A 26737-nucleotide genomic window follows, 5' to 3' on the forward strand; every position below is an offset into this window, starting at 1 on the left:
TAGAATTCGACGCATGGTGTCCGTTACTGCCGTGGCTGTCTATTGTGGCTCTTCCCACGGGGCCCGTCCTTCTTATACTCAGGCGGCGCGGGAGATGGGGGCCGCGCTCGCCGAGCGCGGGTGGCGGTTGGTCTACGGCGGCGGAGCGGTGGGCCTGATGGGGGAGGTGGCGGACGCGGTCGTCGATAAGCAGGGGGCGGTGACCGGGGTCATCCCGCGCCAACTCGTCGACCTTGAACTCTCCCACCCTGGGGTCACGCAGCTGGAAGTCGTGGACACGATGGCTCAGCGCAAGTCGCGGATGGAGGAGCTTGCCGACGCCTTCGTCGCTCTGCCCGGCGGTGCCGGCACGTTGGAGGAAGTCTTCGAAGTCCTCACGATGCAGCAGCTTGGAACCATCACCGGCCCCGTTGCCCTGTGCAACGTCGAGGGATTCTGGGATCCCCTGATTGCCATGCTGCAGCGGGCCGTCGAGGAAGGCTTCCTCTTGCCTAAGTATCTTGAGGCGCTCATCGTGGCCGAAGAGCCAGGTGAGATCCTCGCTGCCTTCGCCAGCTGGGAGCCACCCGGCGGAAAATGGGACGAATAAGCCCGTCACCGCTACACTGGCCTGTCATGAGTTCCGAGACCCTCGAGACCTCGCCGTTTAACGACGAGCGCTCACCGTCACTGCTCGATGCCTCCTGCGAGGCGTTTGTCCACGACCTAGCCGCCCTGTCGCCCACCGAAGCTACCGCCTGGGGCATCCCCGGCTACGACGGCGAACTGCAGGACTTCTCCCCGTCATACTGGGACGCTATCGCCGACCGAACCCGCGAGATGATCGCCGACATCGATGCCTTCGATGACGGCACCGATGCGTGCGACGACGACGATGATTTCGACGAGATTGACTACGTCACCGCCGCGGTCCTGCGCGATCGCCTCTGCCTCGATGTGGACCTGCACCACCACGGCGAGGACCTGGCGCAGCTGAACAACATCGCCTCCCCGGTCCAGGCCATCCGCGACACGCTGACGCTTATGCCCCAGGACACCCCGGAGCAGATCGACGCGATCCGTTCCCGCCTGTCCAAGGTCTCCGCTGCCCTGGCCGGTTACCGTGAGTCCCTTTCCGAGGCTGCCAGCCACGGCCACGTCGCCCCCGTCCGCCAGATCGACGAGGTCTACTCCCAGTGCCAGGACCTGGCAGATTCCAGCTCGTTGCTGGACAACCTGGGTGTTGCTGCCGATTCGGCCGAGGTCGCCAGCGCCAAGCAGGCCTTCGCCGAGATGGCCGACTGGCTATCGGAGAACCTGGCCCCCCACGCCCCCCGCGAGGACGCCGTCGGCCGCGAACGCTACGCGCGCTTCTCCCACCTCTTCGTCGGCGATACCGTCGACCTCGATGAGGCCTACACCTGGGGCCTGGAGCGCCTGCGGGAGATCGACGCCGAGCAGCAGGCCATCGCCCGCGAGCTCTACCAAACCTCCGACGTGCGCCAGGCGTTCCGCCAGCTTAACGATGACCTGCGCTACACCCTCCACGGCGTCGACGAGCTCGTCTCCTGGATGCAGAAGACCGCCGACCAGGCCGTCACCGACCTCCACGGCAGCGCCTTCGACATCCCCGAGCCCGTCCGCACCATCGAATGCGCCATCGACCCGGCCGGCACCGGCGGCATCTTCTACACCCCGCCGTCCGATGACTTCTCCCGCCCGGGCCGCATGTGGTGGTCCGTCCCCGCCGGTCAAGACACCTTCCACACCTGGCAGGAATTGACCACGGTCTTCCACGAAGGAGTCCCCGGCCACCACCTCCAGATCGGCCAGACTCTCGTCGAGCGGTCTCGGCTCAACCTGTGGCGCCGCGTCGCCTGCTGGAACTCCGGCCATGGCGAGGGTTGGGCGCTGTACTCCGAGCAGCTCATGGCGGAGTTGGGCTACCACGATGATCCCGGCACGCGCATGGGGCTTCTCGACGCCCAGCGTCTCCGCGCCGCGCGCGTCGTCCTCGACATCGGCGTCCATCTGGGCAAGCGCGTCCCCGAAGGTTCCATGGTCTGGGATGCCACCTACGCCAAGGCATTCCTGCGGGAAAACTCCGCCATGGACGGGGCTAACCTTCGCTTCGAGCTCAACCGTTACCTAGGCTGGCCCGGCCAGGCACCCTCCTACGCCCTGGGCCAGCGCCTGTGGGAACAGACCCGCGACGAGGCCGTAGCCCAGGGGCAATCGGTGGCAGAGTTCCACCGCCGCGCCCTGTCGCTGGGATCGATCCCGATGTCGATCCTCCGGGAACAGGTTCTGGATTAACGTGCACTAGCATGGCTGGGTATGACCCAGTTCATGCTTTCGGTGCACCACGACGGAGCACCCGCCTACCAGTCCGACGAGGACATGCAGGCCGCCTTCGCGGCGGTCAGCGCGTTCAACGCTGACATCGAGAAGGCCGGCATCCTCGTGTACGTCAACGCGTTGCAGCCGCCGGAGACCGCCCTCATGGTCTTGGGCGATGGTTCCCGTGTCCCCTCGTCCGTCTCGGGCCGCCAGCTTGGTGGCTTCTGGATCGTCGACGTCCCCTCGCAAGATGAGGCCGCGGAAGTTGCCCAACGTGCCGCCGCTGCCTGTGGGCAGGCCATCGAGGTGCGCCAACTCGAGATGTAGGTCTACGCGGGGTTGATGGCGCGGTCCATCGCCCAAACGAGGATCTCGCTGTTTTCCTTAGTAGTGGCTTTTGTCTCTGGTGAGTCGGTGAGGCGGGCAGCGTCGCCTTCTGTCAATTGGTGCCCATTGAGGGTGATCGCCCCGGAGACCACGTAGACGTGCAGGTAGCGTGCCTGGGGAATGGTAACGGTGCTGCCTGCGCGGGGGCGCCCCGCCCACAGGGCCGCCTGCCGTGCCCTGATGGGCAGGGGAGAATCGGCCCCGGCAATCTGGATGAGTTCTCCACTGGCCAGGTCCGCATTAGCGTCGTAGGTGGCGTGGAAAGGGGTGGTATCGAGTTCGTTGGTGGCTAGCCAGCTCTGGACTACGCGCACGTTTTCCCGGCTGGTGTAACCGGCGGCGTTAACTGGCGTTAACTTCTGAGCGGCTCACCCCGGAACCTGCGGAGATCAGTTGCGCCGAGCCCGCCGGCAGGACTGTGGTGTCGGGAGCGCCGGAGTCGCGGTGCCGGAGTGCTCCCTCGGCGATCCAGCTGACGATCTCGATATTGTCGTGTTGATGCATGCTGAAGCCTTCGCCGGGAGCTACGACATCGTCATTGAACACCATGAGCAGGCCGAAGGAATTGGCCGCGAGGTCGAAATTGCCGGTGGCGGGAAATGACTGCCGAGAGAGGATGGCATGGTCGCGCCAATGGTCCCGGTCGGCGGAACGAATGACGGTAGTTGTTGACATGTCATTTACCTTCGTCCTTGCCGCGTCTCCGCGTGATCAACCGAATCAACTGCGGCAGCCAGCCTGCGATGAGCAAGACGGCAAGCAAACGGATGAGCTGAACGGCCACAACGACCGGCCCGGCCCCACCTTCGCTGGACAAGGCGAGGACCGTCTCCAGCGCGCCCGGGCTGGTGGCGAGGTAAGCCTCGAAGTAGGAGATATCCAACCAGTGGGTCAGCGGCCACGCGGTGAGCGCGCAGGCGCCGATGATGACAACGATGAAGGTCACTGTGGCGGGCAGCTGGCGACCGAAGGCTTTCAGAGCGGGCAGGGAAAGCGCGCCGCCGCACATCCAGCCGATCGCGAGGAAGGCGATGATGCGGAACAGGTCCGGGGGAACGAGGGTGAGGCCGTCGGGAAGTAGGAGCGATACGCCCACCGTGATCAACAGCGGCCCGAGAACGCTGGGCACCGGGAGCCGGACGAGCGCGCCGATTTTCTCTCCGAACAAAGCGATGACGGTGATAGCGATCATCATGAACCAGACCTGGTCGCTAGCCGACGCTGCGGACCCGGAGGAGGGGGCGGAGAACAGCGCCGTGATCAGTGGCAATGAAATAGACACGACGAGCAGTCGGAGATACTGGGCGAGGGAGACGAAGCGGAAATCAGCGCCCACCTCCCGCGCTAGGACCGGCATGATTGAGGCCCCACCGGCGAGCATGGAGAGGATGCCCGTCTCGGGGCTGACGGTACGTTCTCGCGAGGCCAACAACACCCCGCCGCCGATGCCGATCCCCAACGTCACGATCGAGACCAGTAGCCCCGGAAGCAGGTAGCCGCCGAGCACACCAAGCGGCACTCCGAGCAGGGGCAGGGCGGCCAGCATGCCGATAATGCCGCGGCCGAAGCGGTAGATGCCATCGTTGAGCGGCAGCTCCTCCCCGCTGACCAGTGCCATCGTCCCGGACACGATGATCGCCGCCAGGATCCACGCCGCGGGGACGTTCCACAACGCGAAGAGAGTGCCCAGGGCAACGGAACAAGGAGCAACGATAAGCCAGCGCGCTACTACCGTGTTCATGCCAATGCACCCTACCCTTAGTTCCATGGGTGCAGAGATCTGGATAACGCTTCTCGCGGGTGCCGCTGTCGCCGGATGGATAGATGCGGTCATCGGTGGAGGCGGCCTCATCATGATTCCGCTACTGCTGGCCGTCGTCCCGGGGCTCGCGCCGGCGACGGCCCTCGGCACGAACAAGATGGTGTCCGTCTCGGGTACGGCCTCGGCGACGGTGACCTTGGTCCGGAAGTTGAAAGCGCCGATTAGCTGGCGTTTCGTGCCCATCGCTGCGGTATGTTCCGGGGCCGGAGCGGCATCCGCCGCGCTTATCGACGCCGCCGTCATGCGGCCCATCATCATCGTCTTGCTGCTGGCGGTGGGCACCTTCGTGGCGTTGCGCCCGTCCTTCGGACAGGGCACGCCCAGCGACAAGCCGATCGAAACGTGGCGGCGCTGGGCCCTGCTCGTGGCCGTCGCGGGCATCGCCTTCTATGACGGCATCTTCGGGCCCGGTACGGGCATGTTCCTCATCATGGCGTTCACGGCGCTGCTCTCCCAAGACTTCTTGCGTTCGGCGATGATGGCAAAGGTCGTGAACACGGCGACCAACCTTGGTGCCCTCGTCGTTTTCGCGTGGGGAGGCCACGTCTGGTGGCAGCTGGGTCTGGCATTGGCCGTATCCAACATCATCGGCGCACAGCTCGGGGCGCGGACGATCCTCGGCGGAGGCGCCCGACTCGTGCGGGTAGCTTTGCTCGTCGTGGTTGTCATGATGAGTTCCTACCTGGCGTGGCAGCAGCTGTCAGGTCGTTAACAGGACGGCTCTTTATGTTGAAGTCATGAGCATCAAAGTTGATAGCCACCAGGTTCGAGCTCCCGAAGAGCTCGCCGGAGACGTGAACGCAACGCTGGACTTCATTTCCCGGGAGCTGTTCTTGGCACAGGTGTACGGGGAGCTGGGGGTGGAGATCATCGCCAGCCCGGAGGTCCTCCCGACGCTCGCCCGCGCAGCCGGAGCCTTTGACGGCGCTGAGCTGCCCGCCGGATTCCGGCTCCTCGAAGGTTAATCCTTCCGTTTCTTCACCCGCGCCGTCGCCGGGGCGGTCCACGGATCCTCCGGCCAGGGGTGCTTGGGGTAGCGGCCGCGCATCTCCGCGCGGACCTGGGAATAGGGGCCGGACCAGAAGCTCGCCAGGTCGTCGGTGACCGCGAGCGGGCGCCCCGCGGGGGAGAGCAAATGAAAGAGCAGGCGCACGCCGGCGTACTCCGGTGAGGTGGCCATCCCGAAACACTCCTGCAGTTTGACGCGGACCACGGGCCGGTGGGTGTCATAGGAAATTCGGTGCCGATGCCCGCTGGGGGCGAGGAAATGCGTCGGCGCGAGTTCATCCAGCCGCCCCGCTTCCGGCCAGGGCAGCAAGCGTTGCAGGGCGGGGTACATGTCGACCTTGCTGAGCTGCGCCCCGTCCGCCACTGCGGTCAGTTCCGGCATGAGCCACATTGTGGGGTCGGCGTGGCTGGGATCAGGCCATGGGTCACCACACTGTTCGTGGAGGAACTCAAGGCGATCGCGCAGGTGCTGAGCTTTGTCGGAGAAGTGGAACATCTCCAGCCCCCGTTCGCTGATGGTCGCGGCCAGCGCCTCCGCTGCCTTATCTCGGGGCAGGGCCACCGGGGTGGAACTCACCGTGATCGCCCCGAGGCGGCTGAGCTTCCGGCCACGGACACGACCGCCCTCGACGGTCGCCGTGACCTCCTCCGTGACGCCGATGACGTCTCTGGCCTGCTGCTCACTCAGCCGCGCCGCCGCCCGAATCGTCGCCCCCGCGCGCCCCTCGCGAGAAGAACCTGCGGCGCGGGTGACCTCAGCGATGGCCAACCACTCGGCTCCCTGCAGGGGCGAATCCGGCGGGAGATACGCGCGGGTGCCGCTGGCTAGGAGGTAATCCGCACCCACGCGCCGGGCGACTTGCTGGGGGAAGGCCAGCGCGGTGATTACACCCGGATCGCTAACACCATTGCCCCCGGACGTTAGGCGGCGCAGGCGCGCGACCTCCCGTTCGAAGGGCCGCTGCCCGCGCAGAGTGCGCAGCTGCGCACTAATGTCGCCGCGCGGGGCATCGGCAAGCACGGCGACCACCTCGGCAGAAGCGGGACCAGCGGTGAGCAGGGCGCGCCCGAGTCGGGGATCGACGGGCAGGGCGGCGAGGCGCCGACCGAGCCCCGTGGCCTTCCCCTCGGCGGCGATAGCGCCGATGGCGCGCAGCACGTCCTCGGCGGCGTCGAGGGCGGGGGACGGAGGGGCGTCGGCAAGCGGGAGACCGACCCCGCGTGGCGTGCCCCATACCGCGAGGATCAGCGCCGCCTGCGTGAGGTCCGAGGTGGCGATCTCCGGGGTGATGTGGGGTGAAAAGTGCTGGTAATCGGATTGGGAGTAGGCGCGGATGACGGTGCCGGGGCCCTCGCGTCCGGCACGACCGGCGCGCTGATCAGCCGTCGACTGCGCCGCGGAGACCGTGACCAGGCCGGTCATCCGGCGGGCGGCGTCGCGCCGGGGAACGCGGGACAGGCCCGAATCGATGACGACGCGGACGCCGGGGACGGTGAGGGAGGACTCGGCGATCGACGTGGCGACGACGATTCGGGGCTTGTCGCTGGGGGCCAAGGCGCGGTCCTGGTCGGCGGAACTCAACGAGCCGTGCAGCGGCAGGGCTTCGGGGATGCGGGCTCTGACCTGCTCGATCTCGCGAACGCCGGGGACGAACACCAGCACCGAATCGGCGTGGCCCTGCGCGAGTTGGGCGAGGTGATCGTAGAACTCCCGCGTGCCGGACGAACGGCCCGGATGCGGAGAATATTGCGTGCTCAGCGGGTAGGTCACCGCTGCGGTCTCCAGGACGGGAGCGTCCATGAGGCCAGAGAACTTATCCACATCGACGGTGGCTGACATCGCCACAATGGACAGGTCATCGCGCAACTCTGACAGTTCCAGGAGCATGCCCAGGACGAGATCGGAGTCGAGCTGGCGCTCGTGGACCTCATCGACCGCCACGGCGCTGATGCCGCTGAGCTCCGGATCGGACATGAGCTTGCGCAGCAGCACGCCCGGGGTCATGAACTCCACGAGGCTGCCCGGGTGGTGCTCGCCGCGGACACTGAAGCCCACGCGATCGCCGAGCTCGCTGCCATCCAGGTGAGCAAGCCTGCGCGCAGCTGCGCGCACCGCGACCCGGCGCGGCGCAGTGACCAGTACTTTTCCTTGGGTGTGGTTGGCCAGCGCGGGCGGCACGAGCGTTGTCTTGCCCGTGCCAGGCGGTGCCTGAATGACGGCCCGGTTCGTGCGGGCCAGCAGCGCGGGCAGCTGGTCGATCGTCTCCGCGACGGGCAGGCCAGCGCCGATCCGGGCGAGATCGAAGCTCATGAGGCCCCATTGTGTCAGGTGTTTGTGCAACTATCGAAGCCATGACTAATGCAGAGAAGAAAGTAGCTGTTATCACCGGAGGATCCTCGGGAATCGGCGCCGCCGCGGCCGACGCGCTCGCGGCGGATGGCTGGCACGTCGTTGTCGCGGCCCGCCGGGTGGACAAGATCCGTGAGGTCGCGGAGCGCACGGGCGGCGAGGCCATCGAATTGGACGTGACCAGCGATGAGTCGGTCGCGGCCTTCGCGGCGCGCCTCGACCGCGTGGACCTGTTGGTCAACAACGCTGGTGGGGCCCTGGGCTTGGATAGTCTCCGCGAGGCCGATCTGGATGATTGGCAGACGATGTATGACACCAACGTCCTCGGCACCGTCCGGGTGACCAAGGCGTTGCTGCCGCTTCTCGACGCCGCCGAGGGCGGCGCCGGCCTCATCATCAACATCGGTTCCGTGGCGGCGTTCAACGCCTACCCGGGTGGGTCCGGGTACAACGCCGCCAAGTTCGGCCTGCGCGCCCTGACCCGGGCGTTTCGGATGGAGGAGGTGGGCAATCCCATTCGCATCACCGAGATCGATCCGGGCCGCGTGTCCACGGACTTCTCGCTGGTTCGCTTCAAGGGTGATGCCGCCAAGGCGGAGGCCGTGTACGCCGACAAGCTCAACCTCACGGCGGAGGACATCGCCGAGGCGATCCGCTGGGTGGCGTCGCTGCCGGCGCATGTGAACATCGACACGATGAACATCATGCCGCGCGACCAGGCGTAGATTTCCCCTGTGACTAGCTCTAGCTTTGTCAGCCTGCTCGTCGTGTGGATTGCGGCGATCGTCTCCCCGGGGCCCGACGTGGTGCAGCTCATCCGCGTGGGGTCCCGCTCCCGTGCCGCGGGCGTGTGGTGTGCCCTGGGCATCATGCTGGGCAATGCCCTGTGGATTCTCGCCTCCCTCTTGGGTCTGTCTGCCCTCGTCGGCGCGTACCCGCAGATCCTCACCGCCCTGCAGCTGCTCGGTGGTCTGTACCTGCTGCGGATGGGAATCGGTGCGGTGCGCAGCGGCCGGGCGGCGCGGGGCGTGCCCGTTCAGGCTGCCACTGGTGCCGAAGCAGAGGCGATGCCTCCGGCCCGTGCCCTGCTGCTCGGCCTGACTACCAACCTGGCCAACCCGAAGGCGCTGCTGTTCTTCGGTGCCATTTTTGCTCAATTCGTCCGGCCCGACATGGGCGTGGGCTGGGCGGTGCTCATCGTCGCCACGCTGGTCTTTACCGGCATTGCGTGGTTTGTCGGCTTTGCTTTGGGGGTGCGGGCGATGGCGGCGCGCATTGCCAAGCATTCGGCCATCATCGACATCGTGACCGGCATCATTTTCATCGGCCTGGGCCTGCTCATGGTGGTCGAGGGTGGGCAGGCAGTCGTATCATCGTTGACATGATCGTCACTACCACTCCGTCCGTGGACGGCTACCAAGTCACCCAGTACCTGCGCGTCGTCGCCGGAGAGACCATCGTCGGTATCAATGCCTTCAAGGATCTCGCGGCGGGATTCCGCAACCTCGTCGGCGGGCGTTCGGATGCTTATGAGAAGGAAGCGTTCCGGGCCCGGGAGTCCGCCCTGTCCGAGATGGTCCAGCGCGCCCAGGAGCTCGGGGCGAATGCCGTCATCGGCGTGGATGTGGATTACCAGGTAATGGGCGCTGACAACGGCATGATGATGGTCTCAGCCACCGGCACCGCGGTGACGATCGCCCCACAGGGGTAAGTAGACTGGCCCGCATGCACGCTGCAGACGTTGCCATTCGGAGCGAATCCATCAAACTAGGTCAGTTCATCAAACTCGCCAATCTCGTCGCCACCGGCGGGGAAGCGAAGGAAGTCATTGCCGCCGGGGACGTCACCGTCAATGGCGCGGTGGATACCCGCCGCGGCAAGACCCTGCGCGAGGGCGATGTCGTCTGCCTCGGTGATGCCTGCGCGCGCGTGACTACGGCGGTCGGCGACGAGGATGACTACTTCGACGAAGCCACCGCCAACGACGATTTTGACCCCGAGAAGTGGAGAAACCTCTAAATGCCGGCTTTTGAGGCCATCGGCGGAATGCCGTATTGGATCGACCTGACCACCTCCGACGTGCGTAAGTCGGCCGCCTTCTACTCCGAGATCCTCGGCTGGGAAATCAGCGGCGAGGATTACCGCGTCGCCCGCGTGCAGGGCCTGCCCGTCGCCGGGTTCATCCCGCAGCCCGCCGACGGCGCCCCGATGCCCGATACCTGGATCACCTACTTCTTGGCCGATAATCTCGAAGAGCAGATCACCCAGGTCGTCGACCTGGGTGGGCGCGTCCTGGCGGAGCCCACGGAAGTCCAGCTCGGCCGCATGGCAGTGCTTGTCGACGCCGCCGGGGCGCTGTTCGGCCTCATCGAACCAGCCGGCGAGGACTCCTTCGTCGCCGCCGGCGAGCCCGGCACCCCGGTGTGGCACGAACTCACCGCGACGACCGGTTTCAACCAGGCGATTGATTTCTACCACGGCCTGTTCGACTGGGAGCTGGTGTCCATGGAGGTGGGCGAGGACTTCACGTACAGCACCGCCATGCTCGACGGGGCGGCCTTCGCAGGCATCTGGAAAGCGGAGGGCAACTTCCCGCCGCAGGTCCCGAGCTTCTGGCAGACCTACCTCGGCGTCCTCGACCTGGATGCCGTCGTGGCGAAGGTTCCCGAGCTCGGCGGCGAGGTCATCCGCGAGCCCTGGGATTCCGAGTTTGGCCGCATGTGCCTCGTGTCCGACTCCACCGGGGCGACCCTCACCCTGTGTGAGGTCGACGAGCCGATGGAAGAGGGGCGGGAATCCGACCCGCTCGAAGGCTTTGATCTCTAAGCTGACGGATGTGCAGGAGGCCGTGCTCGCGGTCGTCGATAAGCTTCGCCCTGGCGAGGTGACCACCTACGGGGAGGTCGCCGCCGAGGTGGGGACCGGCCCGCGGCAGGTCGGCCGGGTGATGGCCGAGGTCGGGCACCTGACCGCGTGGTGGCGGGTAGTGCGTGCTGATGGCTCCTCCCACGACCCCGCCCGTTCCGTGCCGCACTGGGATGCAGAAGGAATCTCGCATAACGGACGCGCAGTACGCTGGCAGCATGACTAAAGATTCTCCGCGCCCGTCGCTGAAAGACGGGGGCTGGAGCTATGCCTGCGGCCGCGCGGTCCGCGAATTCTGGCTGGATAGCAGCCTGGACAAAGCGGCCATGCTGACGTTTTTCACGGTCCTCTCCTTCGCGCCGACGCTGTTGGCCACGTACTCCATGGCCACGCTCTTTTTGGCCAACAACGCAGACCTCGTCGAATCGCTATTGGCCGATTTCATCCGCGACTACGTCCCCGATACCTACCAAGAGACCGTCCGGGAAGTGGTCATGATGGTCATCGGCACCGCCGCTGGGGGCGTCGTGGGCTTGGTCGCCGGTATCCTCGTCGCCCTATGGTCGGCCTCCGCGTATGTGCGGGCGTTTTCCCGCTGCGCCAACAGCATTTACGGGCTGCGGGAAGGCCGGACGTTGATCCGAAACTTTGCTACGCAGCTGGCGACCACCCTGGTGCTGCTGCTAGGCATCGTGCTCATCGCTTCCTCGATCGCACTCAACGAGGTCGTGGTGTCGACGGTCCTAGGCCCCATCGCCGAACCGCTGGGTCTCACGGACGTGCTTGACTACCTGCTCAGCGTCTTCCTGCCCATCTGGGCGTGGGTGCGCTGGCCGGTGATCATCCTGCTGACGATTGTCCTCATCGCCGTGCTCTACTACTTCACCCCCAACGTGAAGCAGCCACGCTTCCGCTGGCTCAGCCTCGGCGCGAGCGTGGCCATGGTCGGCCTCGCCCTGGTCAGTGGGGCCTTCTACCTCTACCTCCTCTTCCTCACCGGGCTGAGCTCCTATGGTGCGATTGGTACCGTACTGGCCCTGCTCTTCGCACTGTGGGGCGGCAACATCTCCCTGCTCCTAGGAGTCACCGTCGACGCTGAAGTCGAACGCGCCCGGCAGCTGCGCGAAGGCGTCGAGGCAGAAGAAACCATTCAGCTGCCGTTGCGCAGCACCCGGGCCCTCGAGCGCCAGGAGCAGACGAAAGAAAAGGTCATCGAGCGCGGGCGGGAACTGCGGGAGGAGTCCCTCGGGGCGGACTAGCTGGCGTTACACCGACCGCAGGAAGGCGGCGACGTCGGCAATCTTTTGCCGGGCGACCTCCGGCGTGGACACCCGGTGCCGGGAGACGTACTCCACGACTTCCGCCGCGCCGACGTCGGCAGGGCGGGCGGCGATCTCATCCTGCAGGGCGATCTGCACGAGAGTCCTCGGCCAGGTGTCCGCGGCCGGGACGGACTCGCCGGCCTGGATCTCCTCCGGAAGAGCAGCGACCGAAGCAAGATCGGGGAAGGTGAGCACGAGGGCATCGAAAAGCTGGGCATTCATCGCCGCCAACGCGGCACCGGAAGAGTAGCCCCAGCCCGTGATGGATGCCGCGTTGTGGTGCTTGGCCACCCCCACCGCCTGCGCCACCACATCATTCATCTCCGCGAGCGTGTGCTGCGGGGCGAGTGGATAGTCCAGATCGAGGATGATCGTCCCCGAACGCATTGCCGCCGCCGCCACTTCCGGCCGCCACGAATTTTCCAACGCATCACCCGAACCACGCCACCAGCCTCCCGAGTGAAAACTAATCGCCCATTTGCCCGTCGGCTCCGGCGGTGTGAACAAACATCCGCCGACCTCGGTGACCTCTTCCATCTCAATCCCGTCAATCCACGCATTGCCCGGCATCGATTGATCAAGACCAGAGCCCAGCATGAGCATCGCAGCATGCGTCGTCCGATCCGCCAACCGGGCAATGTAATTATCTGCCCTATCGGGATCGCCCGCCCCGCCCTTCCACGGCGGAGTGAAATCTGGGAGCTCATAGTGGGCGTCTAAGTAGGAATATAGCTGCTCTAGCTGCTCTTCCTGAGACATCGTCCGATCAATTCCGCCGACCTGAAAATCGGCGCGGAACTGGGCTTCTTCTTGCTCGCGTTCGTGCTCGGGTGAGAGAGATGCATCGTTCATGGCGCCCAGCCTAGCGCCCGAAAGGACTACCCTGGCTGTCACACGTGCCGCCTCAACAATCAAGGAGTGCTGTCATGAGCGGAACCGCAGAAATTTACAATGCAGAATTGAGCCCCGGCAAAGATGACATTGCTGCCCGCTTCGGAGGCGTAGTTACCCTCCTCGGCGGATATCGTCTCGTCGACCCGGACGGAGAAGTCGGCATCGAAGTACTCGTTGGCTCCGACATCGACGGCCGCAGCGTACAAATCCCCCTCACCTACCGCGCCGCCGAACTCGACCCCGAACACACCCTCTCCACCATGGAACACAGCGTCCTGGGCAGACGATGGGTCTCTAATGCGCTCGGCGATCCCATCGCTGTTGCCGAATTCATCCGTTGCATCCTCGAAGGCGACAACGAAGCCGCCCGCTCCGACGGCGTCCCGCCAGTCCTGTCGATCCGCGGTTCCGGTTCCGGGAAAACCGAGGTCAGCGGGGTCAAACTCCTGGAGGTCACGCGCCAGCGCGCGGTGGGCACCGTGCTTATCGACGGCCGCCGGAAGTCCTTCCAGCTGCGCCTCCCGCACCTCCTCCGCCGGATCGAATCCACCGAAGTAGGTCACAACACCTCCCGCATGAACCTCATCGGCTGGCTGCCCGCCATGCCGGAAGAAAAGCGGGTGGTCGGAGAGCTGAACTGGTTGGACTAGCCCCCGCCGCACCTACCAAATAGTCACGCGCTTCTCAGGCTCGATCCACATGGGTGAATCGGGCCCGATGGAGGGGAAGGCTTGGTAGAACTCGTCGATGTTTCCGGCGATGACGTTGCAGCGGAACTCGGCGGGGGAGTGGGGGTCGATCGCCAGATACTGCTGGGCTTGCTCGGGGCGGATGGCAGTGCGCCAGACTCGTGCCCAGGAGAGGAAGAGGCGCTGGAGTCCGTTGAAGGTGCGTCCGGTGAGGTCGGGGTCGGATCCTTCGGCCTCGAATTCCATTGTTGGGGAGGTCTCGAAGGTAAGGCCGTGGTCAGCTAAGTAGCGCTGGTAGGCAACAACAGCGATGCCCAACCCGCCGAGGTCACCGATGTTCTCGCCGAGGGTGAACTCGCCGTTGACCCCGTCGGATTCAATGCCTCGTTCGCGCAGGATGGCGGGGATGAGGCCGGTGAATTGGGTCACTAGCTGGTCGGTGAGCTCGGTGAAAGAGTCGCGGTCGGCGTCGCTCCACCAGGAGTTGAGGTTGCCGCGGCCGTCGTATTGGGAGCCCTGGTCGTCGAAGCCGTGGCCGATTTCGTGGCCGATGACTGCTCCGATGGCGCCGAAGTTTTCGGCGGCGTCCATGTCGGGGGAGTAGAAGGGCGCGCGGAGGATGGCGGCGGGGAAGGTGATGTCGTTGACTACGGGGTTGTAGAAGGCGTTGACGGTTTGGGGGGTGGAGAACCATTCATCACGGTCGGCGGGTTTGCCAATTTTGCCCAGTTCGTAGTCCTGGAGGAAGGCGGAGGCGGCGCGGACGTTGGTGAGGAGGTCGGCGCCAGCGGGGCCGAATTCTAGTCCCTCGTAGGACATCCATACGTCGGGGTAACCGATTTTGGCTTTGAACTGGTCGAGCTTTTCCAGTGCGCGTTCGCGGGTCTCGGCGGTCATCCAGGTCAGGTCGGTGATGCGGGTGCGGTAGGCGTCGATGAGGTAGTCCACGAGTTCGAGCATTTCCGACTTGGAGGATGGCGGGAAATGGCGCTGGACGAAGATTTTGCCAATCTCCTGCCCGATGAGCGATTCGACGAGCCCGACTCCGCGGCGCCAGCGGTCGCGCTGCTGGGTCGCCCCGGAAAGCAGGGTGCCGTAGAACTCAAAGTTCTTTGCCCCGACCTCGGCGGGGAGGACTCCGGCACGGGAGCGAAGGATGTGCCACGTAGCCCAGAGCTGCCAGTCGGCGAGCCGGTCGTCGCTGAGCAGACCAGACAGGTGCGTGACGTAGCTCGGCATCATCGACACGACCTTGTTGTCCGGCAGGCCCGCGCCTCCGAGGAGGGTGCGGATGATGGCAGGGAGTTCGTCCCAGGCCGTGGGGTTGTAGGTCTTGACGGCGTCGCGGGTGGACACGACATCCCAGTGCCCGGCGGCGATCTCGGTCTCCAGGGCGAGGATGCGGTCCGCGGCGGCGGAAGGGCTCAAGCCGAAAAGGCGCGCCGGGTCGAGGAAACCAAGCATCTCAATGATGTGGTGGCGGTAGGCGGTGACCGTTTTGGCGTGACCGGGCTCGCGGTAATAGGCCTCATCGGGCAGGCCCAGGCCCGATTGGATGAGGTAGGCGATGGCGTCCTCGGAGTCGGAGGCCTTTTCCACCCAGAAGGTGAGGGGAGCGGCGATGCCGAGGCGCTCAAGTTCGCCGAGGCGACCGGCGAAGGCGGTGACGTTGGGGGCGCTGAGCTTGTCTAGGTCGGCGTCGAGGGGCGCCATGCCGGCCGCATTGACGCCCTCGACGTCCATGAAAGAGTCGAAGAGGCGGCCGGCGCGCCCCGTGTCTTCCTCAACGATGGCGCGGACGTCGGCCTCGGCGTCGTCGCGAAGCCGGTGGAAGGTGCCGTCGACGCCCCGATCATCGGGGATGACGTGGGAGGAAAGCCAGGGACCATTGACGTAGGCGTACAGATCGTTCATTCTCCCAACTCTAGGTGAGCCGCGCCACGATAGTCTGGAAACCATGTCATCCTATCGACTCAAACCGGCGGCTAGTCGCCACTGGTGGTTCGCCCTCTTCGGGGCGACTGCTGTCATCGTTGTCATCCCGCTGGTCCTCAATCTGTTTGTTCCGAAAGTCGAACGGATGGAGCAGGTGCAGCTACAAATGCGGGGCATGGAGTGGACAATCCCGCTTGACATGGAGTGCCTGGACGAAACTGACTTGATCAACGGCGAGCATTGGGTGTGCGATGGGGGCGAGATTTACTCGATGATCGCCGAAGGCGGCACTGATCCGGAGCGGACCTTACGTCGCATGATGCGCGCTATCACCATGTACTTCCCGCCTGAGGATGCGTTGACCTGGGAGGACGGCGATGCGCGGTTGCTTATCGACTACGAGCTGGGCAAGGTAGGCATCTCCCTCGAGGGGAGTGGGGAGCAGGAGGGCCTGACGATGGTGGCGGTTCTGCCAACCGGTCCGGACGCACTGCCCATGGTCAATGACGTGTGGCAGACCTTGAGCGGCAGCTCGGAACTGCCGTGGTTTATCGAAGAGGAAATAACCTACTTGGAGTCAGTAACCCCGAGGGACGCTCCGGCGGAGAGGATCGCGCTATGAGCATGTTGTTTCGCGTGACGCTGATCATCAGCGTTGTCCTTGGTGTGCCCATCATGCTCTATTTTGTGGCGTCGAATTTCTTTGCTTCATTGGTGGGCGGCTCCTTGGGTGCAGTGTTCCTCGTCTTGTACTGCCTGCTGGTCGGGCTCTTGCTGCGGTTGTCGCCGATGTGGCCCGAGAAAGCAGGCGCAGGCTGGAAATGGGTGATGTCGTGCATCGTGTGGGGAGGTGGGGTGTGCTTTGTTTTTGTCTTTCTTGCTGGTCTCCCGGTCATTAGCTTGGTCAATAAGGCGGGGTGGGATCTGCTAGAGGCCTCGTTCGGTGGGGCGTACCCGGAGGAGATCGCCAAGTTCCTAGGCGTCGGCGTCATTCTCTTCGCCTTCCGTGGTCTCAACCGTCCCTGGCATGGGTTCATGACGGGTGCCTTGGTCGGGTTGGGATTCGAGGCCGTGGAAAACGCCATGTATGGCGCGTTCGGGGCGGCCCTGGACGCCAACTCCGACACCACCGGCGCGCTGTACATGTGGGGGCTGCGCCTGGTTGCTGGTCCGGGCCTGCACATCGTCTTCACTGCGCTGGCCGGTTGGGGCTTGGGCCTGGCCCTGTTCACGGCGAATAAGTCGACCGCGTGGCGGTGGGCGACGGCGGGCGGGTGGCTGTTTCTGGCCTTCGCCCTTCACTTCGCCTGGAATCTCATGTGGCCGACGAACGTCTTGCTGATAGTGAATTACGTCGTCGTGGCAGCCGTGATGTATCCCATATTCATTTGGGTGTGGCTGAAGGCTCATCGGTTGTGCAAGGCCGATACCAGCTATTCCTTCACTCAACGGCCGCTCGCTAGCGTCGAGGCATTAAGCCGGGGGTAATTGGGCGGTCGGTTGACAGGTATCCGCTTGCGCGGAGCCCCTCGCATGATGTTTTCTATAGGTCGATAGTCAGAAAACTAAGCGAGGTGCACTTCTCATGGAACGTCAGGGCCTTTACCATCCCGGGAACGAACACGATGCCTGCGGCGTCGGATTCGTCGCTGACATGTACGGACGTCCGTCTCGCGACATCGTGGACAAAGGTCTCCAGATCTTGGAGAACATCGACCACCGCGGGGCCGCCGGAGCCGAGAAGAACACCGGCGACGGCACGGGCATCCTCCTGCAAATCCCCGACGGCTTCTATCGGTCCGTCATGGCCGCTCAGGGCGTCGAGCTTCCCGACGCCGGGGCCTACGCCACTGGCATCGCTTTCCTTCCGCGCCGCCGCATGTCCATGTTCGACGCTAAGCGCGAGATCGAGGCCATCGCCGTCGAAGAGGGGGCGACCGTTCTCGGCTGGCGTGAGGTTCCTGTCGATCCCACCAACCTCGGCTCCATGGCCTTGGACGCCATGCCGCACTTCGAGCAGATCTTCCTCTCCGCAGGTCGCCGCACTGGAATTGACCTCGACCGAGTGATGTTCTTCATCCGCAAGCGCTGCGCCCGGGAGCTGGGCACCAAGCACGGCGAAGACACCGTCTATTTCCCTTCGCTGTCCTCGCGCACGGTCATCTACAAGGGCATGCTGACCACCCCGCAGCTAGCGGAGTTCTACACCGACCTGCGTGACCCCCGGCTCGAATCCGCGATGGCACTGGTCCACTCGCGCTTTTCCACCAACACCTTCCCTTCTTGGCCGCTGGCCCACCCGTACCGCTTCGTCGCGCACAACGGTGAGATCAACACCGTCAAGGGCAACGAGAACTGGATGCGTGCCCGCGAAGCTCTCATCGACTCGGAGTTGCTCGGCCCCCTCGACCGGGTCCTGCCCATCTGCTCCCCGGACGGCTCCGACACTGCGCGTTTTGATGAGGCCCTGGAACTTCTCCACCTCGGCGGCTACTCCCTCCCGCACGCCGTGGCCATGATGATCCCCCAGGCCTGGGAGCACAACCCCACCATTAGCTCCGAGCTGCGTGGTTTCTACGAGTATCACTCCTGCCTCATGGAGCCCTGGGACGGTCCCGCCGCCGTCGCCTTCACCGATGGCACGCTCATCGGCGCCGTGCTGGACCGCAATGGCTTGCGCCCGGGACGCATTTGGGTCACCCGTGACGGCCTGGTGGTCATGGCCTCCGAGGCTGGTGTGCTGGACTTGGACCCCAAGGACGTCGTCAAGCGCACCCGCGTCCAGCCGGGCCGGATGTTCCTCGTGGACACGGCCGCTGGCCGCATTGTCCCGGACGCGGAGATCAAATCCTCGCTGTCCAACGCCAAGCCTTACCGGCAGTGGATCCGGGAGAACTTCGTCCCCATCGAGCAGCTCCCCCAGACCCGCTACGAGTACATGCCCCATAACCGGGCGGTCCTGCGCCAGCGCGTCTTCGGCATCACGGAGGAGGACGTCGATCTCATCATCGCCCCCATGGCCCTCAACGCCGCCGAGGCGATCGGCTCTATGGGGTCGGATACTCCCATTGCGGCCCTCTCGCAGCGGCCCCGAATGCTCTATGACTTCTTCGCACAGCGCTTCGCCCAGGTGACCAACCCGCCGCTGGATTCGATCCGCGAGAAGCCCGTGACCTCGATGCACACCCTGCTGGGTGCGCAGAAGGACGTGCTCAACCCCACCTCGGAGGCGGCTCGCCGCATCCGCCTGGCAGGACCGGTGATCGACAACCACCAGCTGGCCACCCTCAGCCATGCCAACGACGACGGTGAGTGGGAGCACTTCCGTACCGCCGTGATCTCCGGTTTGTACCCGGTGGCCCACCACGGTGCGGGTATGCGCGAGGCGATTGACCGCGTGCGTCGAGAAGCATCGGCCGCCATCCGGGATGGTGCCAGCCTCATTGTGCTCTCGGACCGCGAGTCCGACGAGCGCTACGCGCCGATCCCCTCGTTGTTGCTCACCTCCGCCGTGCACCAGCACCTCGTCGGCGAGCGGACCCGCACCCGAGCCTCCCTGGTCATCGAGGCCGGTGACGCCCGCGAGGTCCACCACCTGGCGATGCTCACCAGCTTCGGTGCCGACGCCATCAACCCGTACATGGCCTTCGAAACCATCGATGAGCTGCGGATGAAGGGCCAGCTCGGCGACCTCACCCTCGACGAGGCCTGCACGAACTACATCAAGGCCGCGACCTCCGGCGTGCTCAAGGTGATGTCGAAGATGGGCATCGCCACCGTGGCGTCCTACCGCGGAGCGCAATTGGCGGACGTCACGGGTCTGTCCCAGGACCTCCTCGATGAATACTTCGGCGGCATCGCATCTCCCATCGGCGGCGTCGGGCTCGGCGAGTTGGCCGCAGACGTGGAAGCGCGGCATCGCAACGCCTTCCTACCCCGACCAGAGGAGCTGGCCCACCGGGAGCTGGAGCTTGGCGGCGAATACAAGTGGCGCCGCGAGGGCGAATACCACCTGTTCAACCCGGAGACCATCTTCAAGCTGCAGCACGCCACCCGCACCGGGCAGTACAAAATCTTCCGCGACTACACCCGCGCCGTCGATGATCAATCGCGTCGCCTGGCCACCATCCGCGGCATGATGGAATTCGCCTCCGACCGGCCGCCGATCAGCGTGGACGAGGTGGAGCCGATCGCCGACATCGTCACCCGCTTCTCCACGGGCGCCATGTCCTACGGCTCCATCTCCGCCGAGGCGCACGAGACCCTGGCCATCGCCATGAATCGCCTGCACGCCATGTCCAACTCCGGCGAAGGCGGCGAGGACCCCGCGCGCTTTGCCGTGGAACCCAACGGCGATTGGAAGCGTTCCGCCATCAAGCAGGTTGCCTCGGGCCGTTTCGGCGTGACCAGCCATTACCTCAACAATTGCACCGACATCCAGATCAAGATGGCCCAGGGCGCGAAGCCGGGCGAGGGCGGCCAGTTGCCGCCGAACAAGGTCTACCCCTGGATCGCCGAGGTGCGCATCACCACCCCGGGCGTCGGGCTCATTTCCCCGCCGCCGCACCACGACATCTACTCCATCGAGGACCTCGCGCAGCTGATCTTCGACTTGAAGAACGCCAACCCGCAGGCCCGCATCCACGTCAAGCTCGTCGCCGAGGCCGGCGTGGGCACGGTCGCCGCGGGTGTGTCCAAGGCGCACGCCGATGTGGTGCTCATCTCCGGCCACGACGGCGGCACCGGCGCTTCCCCGTTGACCTCGCTCAAGCACGCCGGTGGCCCGTGGGAGCTCGGCCTCGCCGAAACCCAGCAGACCCTCCTGCTCAACGGCCTGCGCGACCGCATCCGCGTCCAGTGCGATGGCCAGCTCAAGACCGGCCGCGACGTCGTCATCGCCACCCTGCTCGGCGCCGAGGAGTTCGGTTTCGCCACTGCCCCGCTCGTCGTCGAGGGCTGCATCATGATGCGCGTGTGCCACCTCGACACCTGCCCCGTCGGCGTGGCCACGCAGAATCCGGAGTTGCGGGCGAAGTACACCGGCCAGGCCGAACACGTGGTCAACTTCTTCACCTTCCTCGCCCAAGAGGTCCGCGAGTACCTCGCTGAGCTGGGCTTCCGCTCCATCGACGAGGCCGTCGGCCAGGCCCAGGTCCTGCGCCAGCGCAGCGACGCGGAGTTCACCCAGGCGAACCCCCGCGCGGCCACCCTCGACCTCAGCCCCGTGTTCCAAGTCCCGGATTCGCCCTTCTTCCGCAACCAGAACGTGCGCCAGACCCGCGCGCAGGAGCACGGGCTGGAAGGCATCCTCGATGAGCGCATCATCCGCGATGCCCAACTGACTATCGACGCCGCCGCAGCCGCCTCCAGCTCCAACGCCCCTGCCTGGATGTCGTCGAGCCCCGCCCCGACCGTGCACCTGCGCTACCCCATCCGCAACGTGGACCGCACCGTCGGCACGATGACCGGCTCGCGCATCACCCGCGCCGCGGGCGCCAACGGCCTGCCCGATGGCACGATCGCCGTCTCCCTCACCGGCTCCGCCGGCAACTCCTTCGGCGCCTTCATCCCCCGCGGCCTCACCCTCGACCTCGTCGGCGACGCCAACGACTTCGTGGGCAAGGGCCTCTCGGGCGGCCGGATCATCGTCCGACCACACGACAGCGCCCCGACGCAGATCGATGCCAGCGATCCCGACATCATCGCCGGCAACGTCATCGGCTTCGGTGCGACGAGTGGTGAGATCTTCATCGCCGGCGCCGTGGGCGAACGCTTCTGCGTCCGCAACTCCGGCGCGACGGCCGTAGTCGAGGGAATCGGTAACCACGGCTGCGAATACATGACTGGTGGCCGGGTCGTTGTCCTCGGCGAGGTTGGCGACAACTTCGGCGCCGGCATGTCCGGCGGCATTGCCTACCTCGCCCCCGTGGGCGACCTTGACCGAAAGGTCAACGGCGAGATGGTGGACGTCGAAAAGCTCTCCGCTGACGACATCGAGTTCCTCGAGCACATCATCGACGAACACATCCGCCTCACCGGCTCCACCACCAGCTGGCAGGCGCGTGACCTGGTGAAAGTCATGCCGCGCGACTACCGAAAAGTTCTTGACATCATCGACCTCGCGAGCCGGGAAGGCCGCGACGTCAACACCGCGATCATGGAGGCAGTGAACTAACATGGCTGATCCGCATGGTTTCCGTAAATTCCAGCGCGCCGAGCCGGGCCACCGACCCGTGCCGCTGCGCCTGCTCGATTGGCGCGAGGTCTACGAAGACGCGCCGGACGGCCAGATCCAACAGCAGGCCTCCCGCTGCATGGACTGCGGCGTCCCCTTCTGCCACGAAGGCTGCCCCCTGGGCAACATCATTCCCGAGTGGAACGACCTCGTGCGTCAAAACCGCTGGAAAGAGGCCTTCGATCGCCTCCACGCCACGAACAACTTCCCCGAGTTCACCGGCCGCCTTTGCCCGGCGCCGTGCGAAGGGGCCTGCGTCCTGGCGATCAACGACGAGTCCGTGAGCATCAAAAACATCGAGCTCGCCATCGCCGAAAAGGGCTTCGAGGAGGGCTGGGTCGTCCCCATCACTCCCTCCTTTGACACCGGCCAGTCCGTGGCGGTCGTCGGTTCCGGCCCCGCCGGGATGGCCGCCGCTCAGCAGCTCACCCGCGCCGGGCACAACGTCACGCTCTTTGAACGCGACGACCGCATCGGCGGCCTCATGCGCTACGGCGTCCCCGATTACAAGATGGAAAACCGCTGGCTCGACCGCCGCCTGGAGCAGATGCGCGCCGAAGGCACCACCTTCCGTACCGGGGTGTCGCCCACCGTGCAAGATCTCGCGCGTTTCGACGCCGTCGTCCTCGCCACCGGCACGCCGCTGGCCCGCGAGCTCCCCGCCGATGGCCGGGACCTCGAGGGGGTCCACCAGGCGATGGACTACCTGCCGTTGCAAAACCGCGTCAATGAAGGCGACTTCGCCGCCCCGCTAATCGACGCCCGCGGCAAGAAGGTCGTCATCATCGGTGGCGGTGACACCGGCATCGACTGCTTCGGCACCGCCCTGCGGCAGGGTGCCGCGAGCGTCACCCAGTTTGATATCCGCCCGCCGGCCCCGGCGGTGCGCTCCGCCGCGACCCCCTGGCCGACCTACCCGCTGGTGTGGCGGCAGGCGACCGCTCACGAGGAGGGCGAATACGTCATCACCGGTAATGAGACGGCGGACGAGATCGAGGCGCTGGGCCTGGCTACCCGCCAGCCCGGCTCCACCCTCGGCGAGCGCGTCTTCTCGGCCAACACCGTGGAGTTCCTCGGCACTGACGGGGTGCTCACCGGCCTGCGCTGCGTGGAAATCGAGGTGATCGATGGCGTCCGCACTCCTGTGCCGGGCAGTGAGTTCACCTTCGACGCCGACCTGGTCTTCCTCGCCCTGGGCTTCACCGGCGCCGAGCGCGGTGGCCTGGTCCATGAACTCGGCATCGCCTTCGATGACCGCGGGCGCATGGTGCGCGACGAACAGTACCGCGCCTCTATCAAGCCGCTGATGCCCGGCTTCAAGCCGCCGGTGTACGTCGCTGGAGATAACGGCCGCGGCCAGTCGCTCATCGTGTGGGCCATCGCCGAGGGGCGTGCCGCTGCCGCCGCCGTCGACGCCGACCTCATGGGCGAGACCGCCCTGCCGGTGGCCGCGACGCCCTCAACGATGCCGCTGAGGGCCTAACCGGCTGTGTTAGTTGAGGCTAGCTGGTCGCGATCATCATCTTCGATGGCGACCACAGGCCCGACCGCGGAATAACCTCCAGGTCGATCGTGGCCTCATCCGGCGTAACGCCCGCGGAGTTCTCCCGCAGCTCGTAGATCTCGATGGAGCCCCAGTCGCGGTGCCAATCGTTGCGGGTGTAGCTCGGCAGCTCATAAGACTCGTTGACACCCTCGGCGGTGCCCATGACGCCGCCGCCGGCGTAGTCCTGGAACGGGGTCAGCGTCGACTTGCCCGGGTGATCGGGAGAGATGCGGTACTCGGGAATCTCGGCGACTCCGGCGAAGTGGTCGAAAGTGCGCTGGCAGGGGAACTGCAGGGCGACCGACCAGTCGAGCAAGCCCGGCTTCTCCGAACCGATGATGTTGTTCAACGAGTCCAGGGTGGGCACGCGAGGCGGGGTAAACGCCAGCCACTGCTTCGGATCGAGGCTGAGGTCGGTGGCGGAGATGCGCACCACATTGGCTTCCTCGGGGATGCGATCCAGTGGGAAGCGCAGGTTGCGCCAGGACGGCTGGGGGCCAATATCGAACATTTCCAGCTCGCCGACGGAAGACTCGTCGATCTGGCCGTCCGGGCCGCGGGTGCCGTATTCAAGGACCAACTCCTGGCCGTCGTGCAGCACGCCGTTGATGTCGTGGTGCTCGATGCGTCCGGCGACCGACACCACCACCAGCGGGGCCTCCTCGGTGGCCTTGGGCAGCTCGTACCAGGCGGTGGTGATCTCAGCGGGCAGCTGCTGGCCAGATGTCCAGGAGCCGACGACCGGAACCTTGTGGTAATCGAGCTTGAAGGGCAGCTTCACGGTCGAACCGTTAACGCCGACCTCGCCGCGCACACCACCGGTGGTGCCGCTGTCCTGACCGGTGGACTGCTCTGCCTCGCCGGTACGCTCGGCGTCGGCAATCGCACCGACAGACGTCGTGGAAGCCTCGTCCTGCCCGATGTAGGACGGGATGTTGTTAGCCGCGAAACCGCGGTGGCTCTCGGATTCGAGTGACTCCGCCAGCGGGACATTGCCCACGGGGGTCAGGAATGAATCGTTGGTATTGGTCTCCAAGAGCGCATCGTTGGCCAGGCTGCAGGACTTTCCGGCCAGCGAACGCAGGTTTCCCAAGCCGACGGAATACGCCGGGTATTGGGAGACGAAGCCCTTGCCCAGGGACGCCATGGAGAAAACAACCATCAACGCGCAGGCGATGGCGATGGGGGCGGAGGATAGCCCGGTCCAGCGCTGCAGCTTCCGCTTGCGCTCGGCTCGGTATTCGTCGAGGTTGCCTTCGGTCTCGGCCTTGGCCACCCGCAGGTCGGTGATGAAGGACTGGATTGTGCCCAGCGCCAGCACTGCAAGAGCGAGGAAGAGGATCGGGGTGGAAGCCTCGAAGCCCTTGAACTGAACCGTCTTATCAAACCAGGGCACACCGAAGCTGGAGATGTACCACCAACCGTTGGTACCAGAGAAGGTGATCGCCAGCAGGAAGATCACTGCGCCGGTGAACAACGTGCGTGAGCGGGTCGATCGCAGTGCGGAGTAGCTCAACGCCACGGCCGCCAGGGCCGCGAGGGCGCCGACGATACCGGCGTAGACGCCGAAGTGGTGGGTCCATTTCGTCGGGGTGAACATGAGGAAGAACATGGTGCCGAAGATGATGAGCACCAGGCGCTGCGTCGGTCCCTTGGCCGCGCCGGGGACGCGACCATTGCGCAGGATCGCCGCGATGACAATGGCGAGGCAGAGGAAGAGCATGAATACCGCGAAGCGGCGGGTCATGGAACCGTCGACGGTCTGCTCCATCAGCGTCTGGTAGCGGACCCATTCCTGGTACCAGCTCAGCGACGGGCCCTTGGCGGATCGAACACGGATGGACTCCATGACGGTGGCCCAGGTCTGATCGCCGAAGACGGCCACGAGGATCGCGGTGCCGGACGCCAGGAACGGCGCGACCATCGCCAACACGGCGGTGATGATCGTTCGGCGGGGGGACCCGGTCGGGGCACCCAACAGAGGCAGACGGCGGAAGATGATGCGGAAGAGGCTGGACAGAGAGGCCAGGAGTGCCGCGACGGCCATGAGGCCCGTGGGGCCAGCGCCCAGGCAGATCGTGGCGAGGATGACACCGACCGCGGCTGGCAGCAGCCGCGAGGTCGCGATGGACCGCTCGAAGGATGCCCACGTCAGCAGCGCGCCCATGGCGATGATCGGCTCGGGGCGGGTGCCGTTGTTGTAGGGAAGCCAGAAGGAGAGGAACACCATCGCCGCAGTCCAGTGGGCCACCTGGCGGCCGTCGATCTGCGCGCCGAGGCGCGGAAGAATCTCGCGCGAGAGAATCATCCAGATGATCAAGCCCGACAGCAATGCTGGGAGCCGCACCCACGCCGACGCGGTGGAGACCTGAGTCATCAGGGCCAGCAGGTCGTAATAGGGGGAGCCGAAGGGGGACTCCGGGACGCCAAACCAGCGATAGTAGTTCGCCATGTACGTCGCGTTCTCGGAGACGCGCGCCATCGTGAGGATGAACCCATCGTCGGAGGTGTTTGCGCCGAAGATGTGCCAGTACACCAGGATGAAGCCCACGATGCCGTCGAGCAGGCGGGGCTTGTACCAGCCGGCTGGCAGGAAACGGCGGGAAGAACGGCCGTCGAGGCCGTCCATGCGGTGCAGGCACCACAGGGCCACGATGAGCGACGCCAAGCCGCCGAACATGGCGATGTACTTCCACACCGAAGGCGAGGAGGTGAAGCGGGAGTTGATCTCGACGTCGGCCCGCAGACCGGCATTGACCAGCGCGGCCGTCGCCGCCGGCGAATCGTCCAGCTCGGTGTAAATACCGGTGACCTGAGGACGCGTGTCCTCGTCCTTGATTACCCCTTCGAGGGCGTCGCCGTCACTGCTCCGGGCGCCGGGGACGGCGACCTTTGTTTCGTCTTCGGTGGCGGAGACGGTGAGCAGCGCGTCGTCGTCAAGCGCCGCCACCTCTTCGGCATTCAACTCGAAGGGGACCTGATTGCGCACCACCACGTCGATGCCGCCGTCGGAGGAACGCACGAACAGGCCGCGAGAGGTGGCGTCCGTGGAATGCAGGGGCAGAGTCGACAGAACGAGGGATTGACCGTCACGGAGGCCGTCGATCGATTCCTTAATGGGGATGGATAGCTCCAGCGTTTCGGGCGCGTACGCCACGAGGGGAGCATTGACCGAGTTGAGGCTGTCGCCTTGAGGCCACGACAGCGACGACTGGGTCTGGTTGACCGGAAGGAACGGGGTCAACATGAAGAGGACAAACCCCAGGAGCCCGGAAACAATGGCCAGGTTCTTCAGCCAGCCGGGAGCGGTGGCAGGAGAACTCTGCGGGGCCTCTTTTTTCGACACGACGGTTGCAGACACAACA

General features: G+C 65.4%; 24 protein-coding genes. 17 read left to right on the top strand and 7 right to left on the bottom strand.

Annotated features, from left to right (window positions below; genetic code table 11):
- Positions 1–13: 13 nt before the first annotated feature.
- From CATRI_RS00620 to CATRI_RS00630, 3 genes are read left to right on the top strand one after another with little or no spacing between them, the layout of a single operon-like run.
- The gene (locus CATRI_RS00620) at positions 14–589 is read left to right on the top strand and encodes an LOG family protein (RefSeq protein WP_290218707.1); all 576 of its coding nucleotides are present in this window, start codon (positions 14–16) and stop codon (positions 587–589) included.
- Positions 590–615: 26 nt separating this feature from the next.
- Positions 616–2295, top strand: a complete 1680-nt coding sequence (locus CATRI_RS00625) for a DUF885 domain-containing protein (RefSeq protein WP_290218709.1) — start codon at positions 616–618, stop codon at positions 2293–2295.
- 21 nt (positions 2296–2316) lie between these two features.
- Positions 2317–2646 (top strand): YciI family protein, encoded by a 330-nt coding sequence (locus CATRI_RS00630; RefSeq protein ID WP_290218712.1) that lies wholly within the window; start codon positions 2317–2319, stop codon positions 2644–2646.
- A 2-nt stretch (positions 2647–2648) separates the two neighbouring features.
- On the opposite strand, the gene CATRI_RS00635 is transcribed toward CATRI_RS00630, so the two are convergent.
- From CATRI_RS00635 to CATRI_RS00645, 3 genes are read right to left on the bottom strand one after another with little or no spacing between them, the layout of a single operon-like run.
- Positions 2649–3020, bottom strand: a complete 372-nt coding sequence (locus CATRI_RS00635; RefSeq protein ID WP_290218714.1) for a pirin family protein — start codon at positions 3018–3020, stop codon at positions 2649–2651.
- 28 nt (positions 3021–3048) lie between these two features.
- The gene (locus CATRI_RS00640) at positions 3049–3381 is read right to left on the bottom strand and encodes a pirin family protein (RefSeq protein ID WP_290218716.1); all 333 of its coding nucleotides are present in this window, start codon (positions 3379–3381) and stop codon (positions 3049–3051) included.
- A 1-nt stretch (position 3382) separates the two neighbouring features.
- Positions 3383–4447 (bottom strand): AbrB family transcriptional regulator, encoded by a 1065-nt coding sequence (locus CATRI_RS00645; protein ID WP_290218719.1) that lies wholly within the window; start codon positions 4445–4447, stop codon positions 3383–3385.
- Positions 4448–4472: 25 nt separating this feature from the next.
- Here CATRI_RS00645 and CATRI_RS00650 point away from each other — a divergent pair, with 25 nt between their 5' ends.
- Positions 4473–5240 carry a TSUP family transporter gene (locus tag CATRI_RS00650; protein WP_290218720.1) on the top strand — a complete coding sequence of 256 codons (768 nt, stop codon included), beginning with the start codon at positions 4473–4475 and terminating at the stop codon, positions 5238–5240.
- Positions 5241–5265: 25 nt separating this feature from the next.
- Positions 5266–5493: a hypothetical protein gene (locus CATRI_RS00655; protein WP_290218722.1), complete on the top strand. Its 228-nt coding sequence runs from the start codon at positions 5266–5268 to the stop codon at positions 5491–5493.
- Here CATRI_RS00655 and hrpB read toward each other — a convergent pair.
- On the bottom strand, positions 5490–7847 hold the full coding sequence (gene hrpB / locus CATRI_RS00660) for an ATP-dependent helicase HrpB (RefSeq protein WP_290218724.1): 2358 nt from the start codon (positions 7845–7847) through the stop codon (positions 5490–5492). The genes CATRI_RS00655 and hrpB overlap by 4 nt on opposite strands.
- 41 nt (positions 7848–7888) lie before the next feature.
- On the opposite strand from hrpB, the gene CATRI_RS00665 reads away from it, so the two are divergent.
- From CATRI_RS00665 to CATRI_RS00695, 7 genes are read left to right on the top strand one after another with little or no spacing between them, the layout of a single operon-like run.
- Positions 7889–8611 (top strand): SDR family NAD(P)-dependent oxidoreductase, encoded by a 723-nt coding sequence (locus CATRI_RS00665; protein ID WP_290218725.1) that lies wholly within the window; start codon positions 7889–7891, stop codon positions 8609–8611.
- Positions 8612–8620: 9 nt separating this feature from the next.
- Positions 8621–9271: a LysE family translocator gene (locus tag CATRI_RS00670; protein WP_290218727.1), complete on the top strand. Its 651-nt coding sequence runs from the start codon at positions 8621–8623 to the stop codon at positions 9269–9271.
- Positions 9268–9597, top strand: a complete 330-nt coding sequence (locus tag CATRI_RS00675) for a heavy metal-binding domain-containing protein (protein ID WP_290218728.1) — start codon at positions 9268–9270, stop codon at positions 9595–9597. The genes CATRI_RS00670 and CATRI_RS00675 overlap by 4 nt, the downstream gene beginning before the upstream one ends.
- A gap of 14 nt (positions 9598–9611) precedes the next feature.
- Complete coding sequence (locus CATRI_RS00680; protein WP_290218729.1) at positions 9612–9905, top strand: RNA-binding S4 domain-containing protein; 294 nt, start codon at positions 9612–9614, stop codon at positions 9903–9905.
- On the top strand, positions 9906–10712 hold the full coding sequence (locus tag CATRI_RS00685) for a VOC family protein (protein WP_290218732.1): 807 nt from the start codon (positions 9906–9908) through the stop codon (positions 10710–10712).
- The gene (locus CATRI_RS00690; RefSeq protein WP_290221213.1) at positions 10705–10977 is read left to right on the top strand and encodes an MGMT family protein; all 273 of its coding nucleotides are present in this window, start codon (positions 10705–10707) and stop codon (positions 10975–10977) included. Before CATRI_RS00685 ends, CATRI_RS00690 begins: the two co-directional genes overlap by 8 nt.
- Positions 10970–12010 carry a YihY/virulence factor BrkB family protein gene (locus tag CATRI_RS00695; protein WP_290218733.1) on the top strand — a complete coding sequence of 347 codons (1041 nt, stop codon included), beginning with the start codon at positions 10970–10972 and terminating at the stop codon, positions 12008–12010. Before CATRI_RS00690 ends, CATRI_RS00695 begins: the two co-directional genes overlap by 8 nt.
- A gap of 6 nt (positions 12011–12016) precedes the next feature.
- Here CATRI_RS00695 and CATRI_RS00700 read toward each other — a convergent pair whose 3' ends face one another.
- Positions 12017–12925 carry an alpha/beta hydrolase gene (locus CATRI_RS00700; protein WP_290218734.1) on the bottom strand — a complete coding sequence of 303 codons (909 nt, stop codon included), beginning with the start codon at positions 12923–12925 and terminating at the stop codon, positions 12017–12019.
- A gap of 74 nt (positions 12926–12999) precedes the next feature.
- Between CATRI_RS00700 and CATRI_RS00705 the strand changes: the two genes are divergently transcribed.
- On the top strand, positions 13000–13617 hold the full coding sequence (locus CATRI_RS00705) for a CG0192 family protein (RefSeq protein ID WP_290218735.1): 618 nt from the start codon (positions 13000–13002) through the stop codon (positions 13615–13617).
- A 12-nt stretch (positions 13618–13629) separates the two neighbouring features.
- Here CATRI_RS00705 and CATRI_RS00710 read toward each other — a convergent pair whose 3' ends face one another.
- The gene (locus CATRI_RS00710) at positions 13630–15570 is read right to left on the bottom strand and encodes a M13 family metallopeptidase (RefSeq protein WP_290218736.1); all 1941 of its coding nucleotides are present in this window, start codon (positions 15568–15570) and stop codon (positions 13630–13632) included.
- Positions 15571–15613: 43 nt separating this feature from the next.
- Between CATRI_RS00710 and CATRI_RS00715 the strand changes: the two genes are divergently transcribed.
- The 4 genes from CATRI_RS00715 (at position 15614) to CATRI_RS00730 (ending at position 23309) form a co-directional block, all read left to right on the top strand.
- Positions 15614–16213 carry a hypothetical protein gene (locus tag CATRI_RS00715; RefSeq protein WP_290218737.1) on the top strand — a complete coding sequence of 200 codons (600 nt, stop codon included), beginning with the start codon at positions 15614–15616 and terminating at the stop codon, positions 16211–16213.
- On the top strand, positions 16210–17079 hold the full coding sequence (locus CATRI_RS00720; protein ID WP_290218738.1) for a PrsW family intramembrane metalloprotease: 870 nt from the start codon (positions 16210–16212) through the stop codon (positions 17077–17079). The genes CATRI_RS00715 and CATRI_RS00720 overlap by 4 nt, the downstream gene beginning before the upstream one ends.
- A 97-nt stretch (positions 17080–17176) precedes the next feature.
- Positions 17177–21766 carry a glutamate synthase large subunit gene (gltB, locus tag CATRI_RS00725; protein ID WP_290218739.1) on the top strand — a complete coding sequence of 1530 codons (4590 nt, stop codon included), beginning with the start codon at positions 17177–17179 and terminating at the stop codon, positions 21764–21766.
- Between the two features lies 1 nt (position 21767).
- Positions 21768–23309: a glutamate synthase subunit beta gene (locus CATRI_RS00730; protein WP_290218740.1), complete on the top strand. Its 1542-nt coding sequence runs from the start codon at positions 21768–21770 to the stop codon at positions 23307–23309.
- Between the two features lie 19 nt (positions 23310–23328).
- Here the strand turns inward: CATRI_RS00730 and CATRI_RS00735 are convergent, their stop codons facing one another.
- Positions 23329–26733 carry an arabinosyltransferase domain-containing protein gene (locus tag CATRI_RS00735; protein ID WP_290218741.1) on the bottom strand — a complete coding sequence of 1135 codons (3405 nt, stop codon included), beginning with the start codon at positions 26731–26733 and terminating at the stop codon, positions 23329–23331.
- Between the last annotated feature and the right edge of the window lie 4 nt (positions 26734–26737).

The sequence above is a fragment of the Corynebacterium atrinae genome, from assembly GCF_030408455.1.
In the GTDB taxonomy this organism is placed as follows: domain Bacteria; phylum Actinomycetota; class Actinomycetes; order Mycobacteriales; family Mycobacteriaceae; genus Corynebacterium; species Corynebacterium atrinae.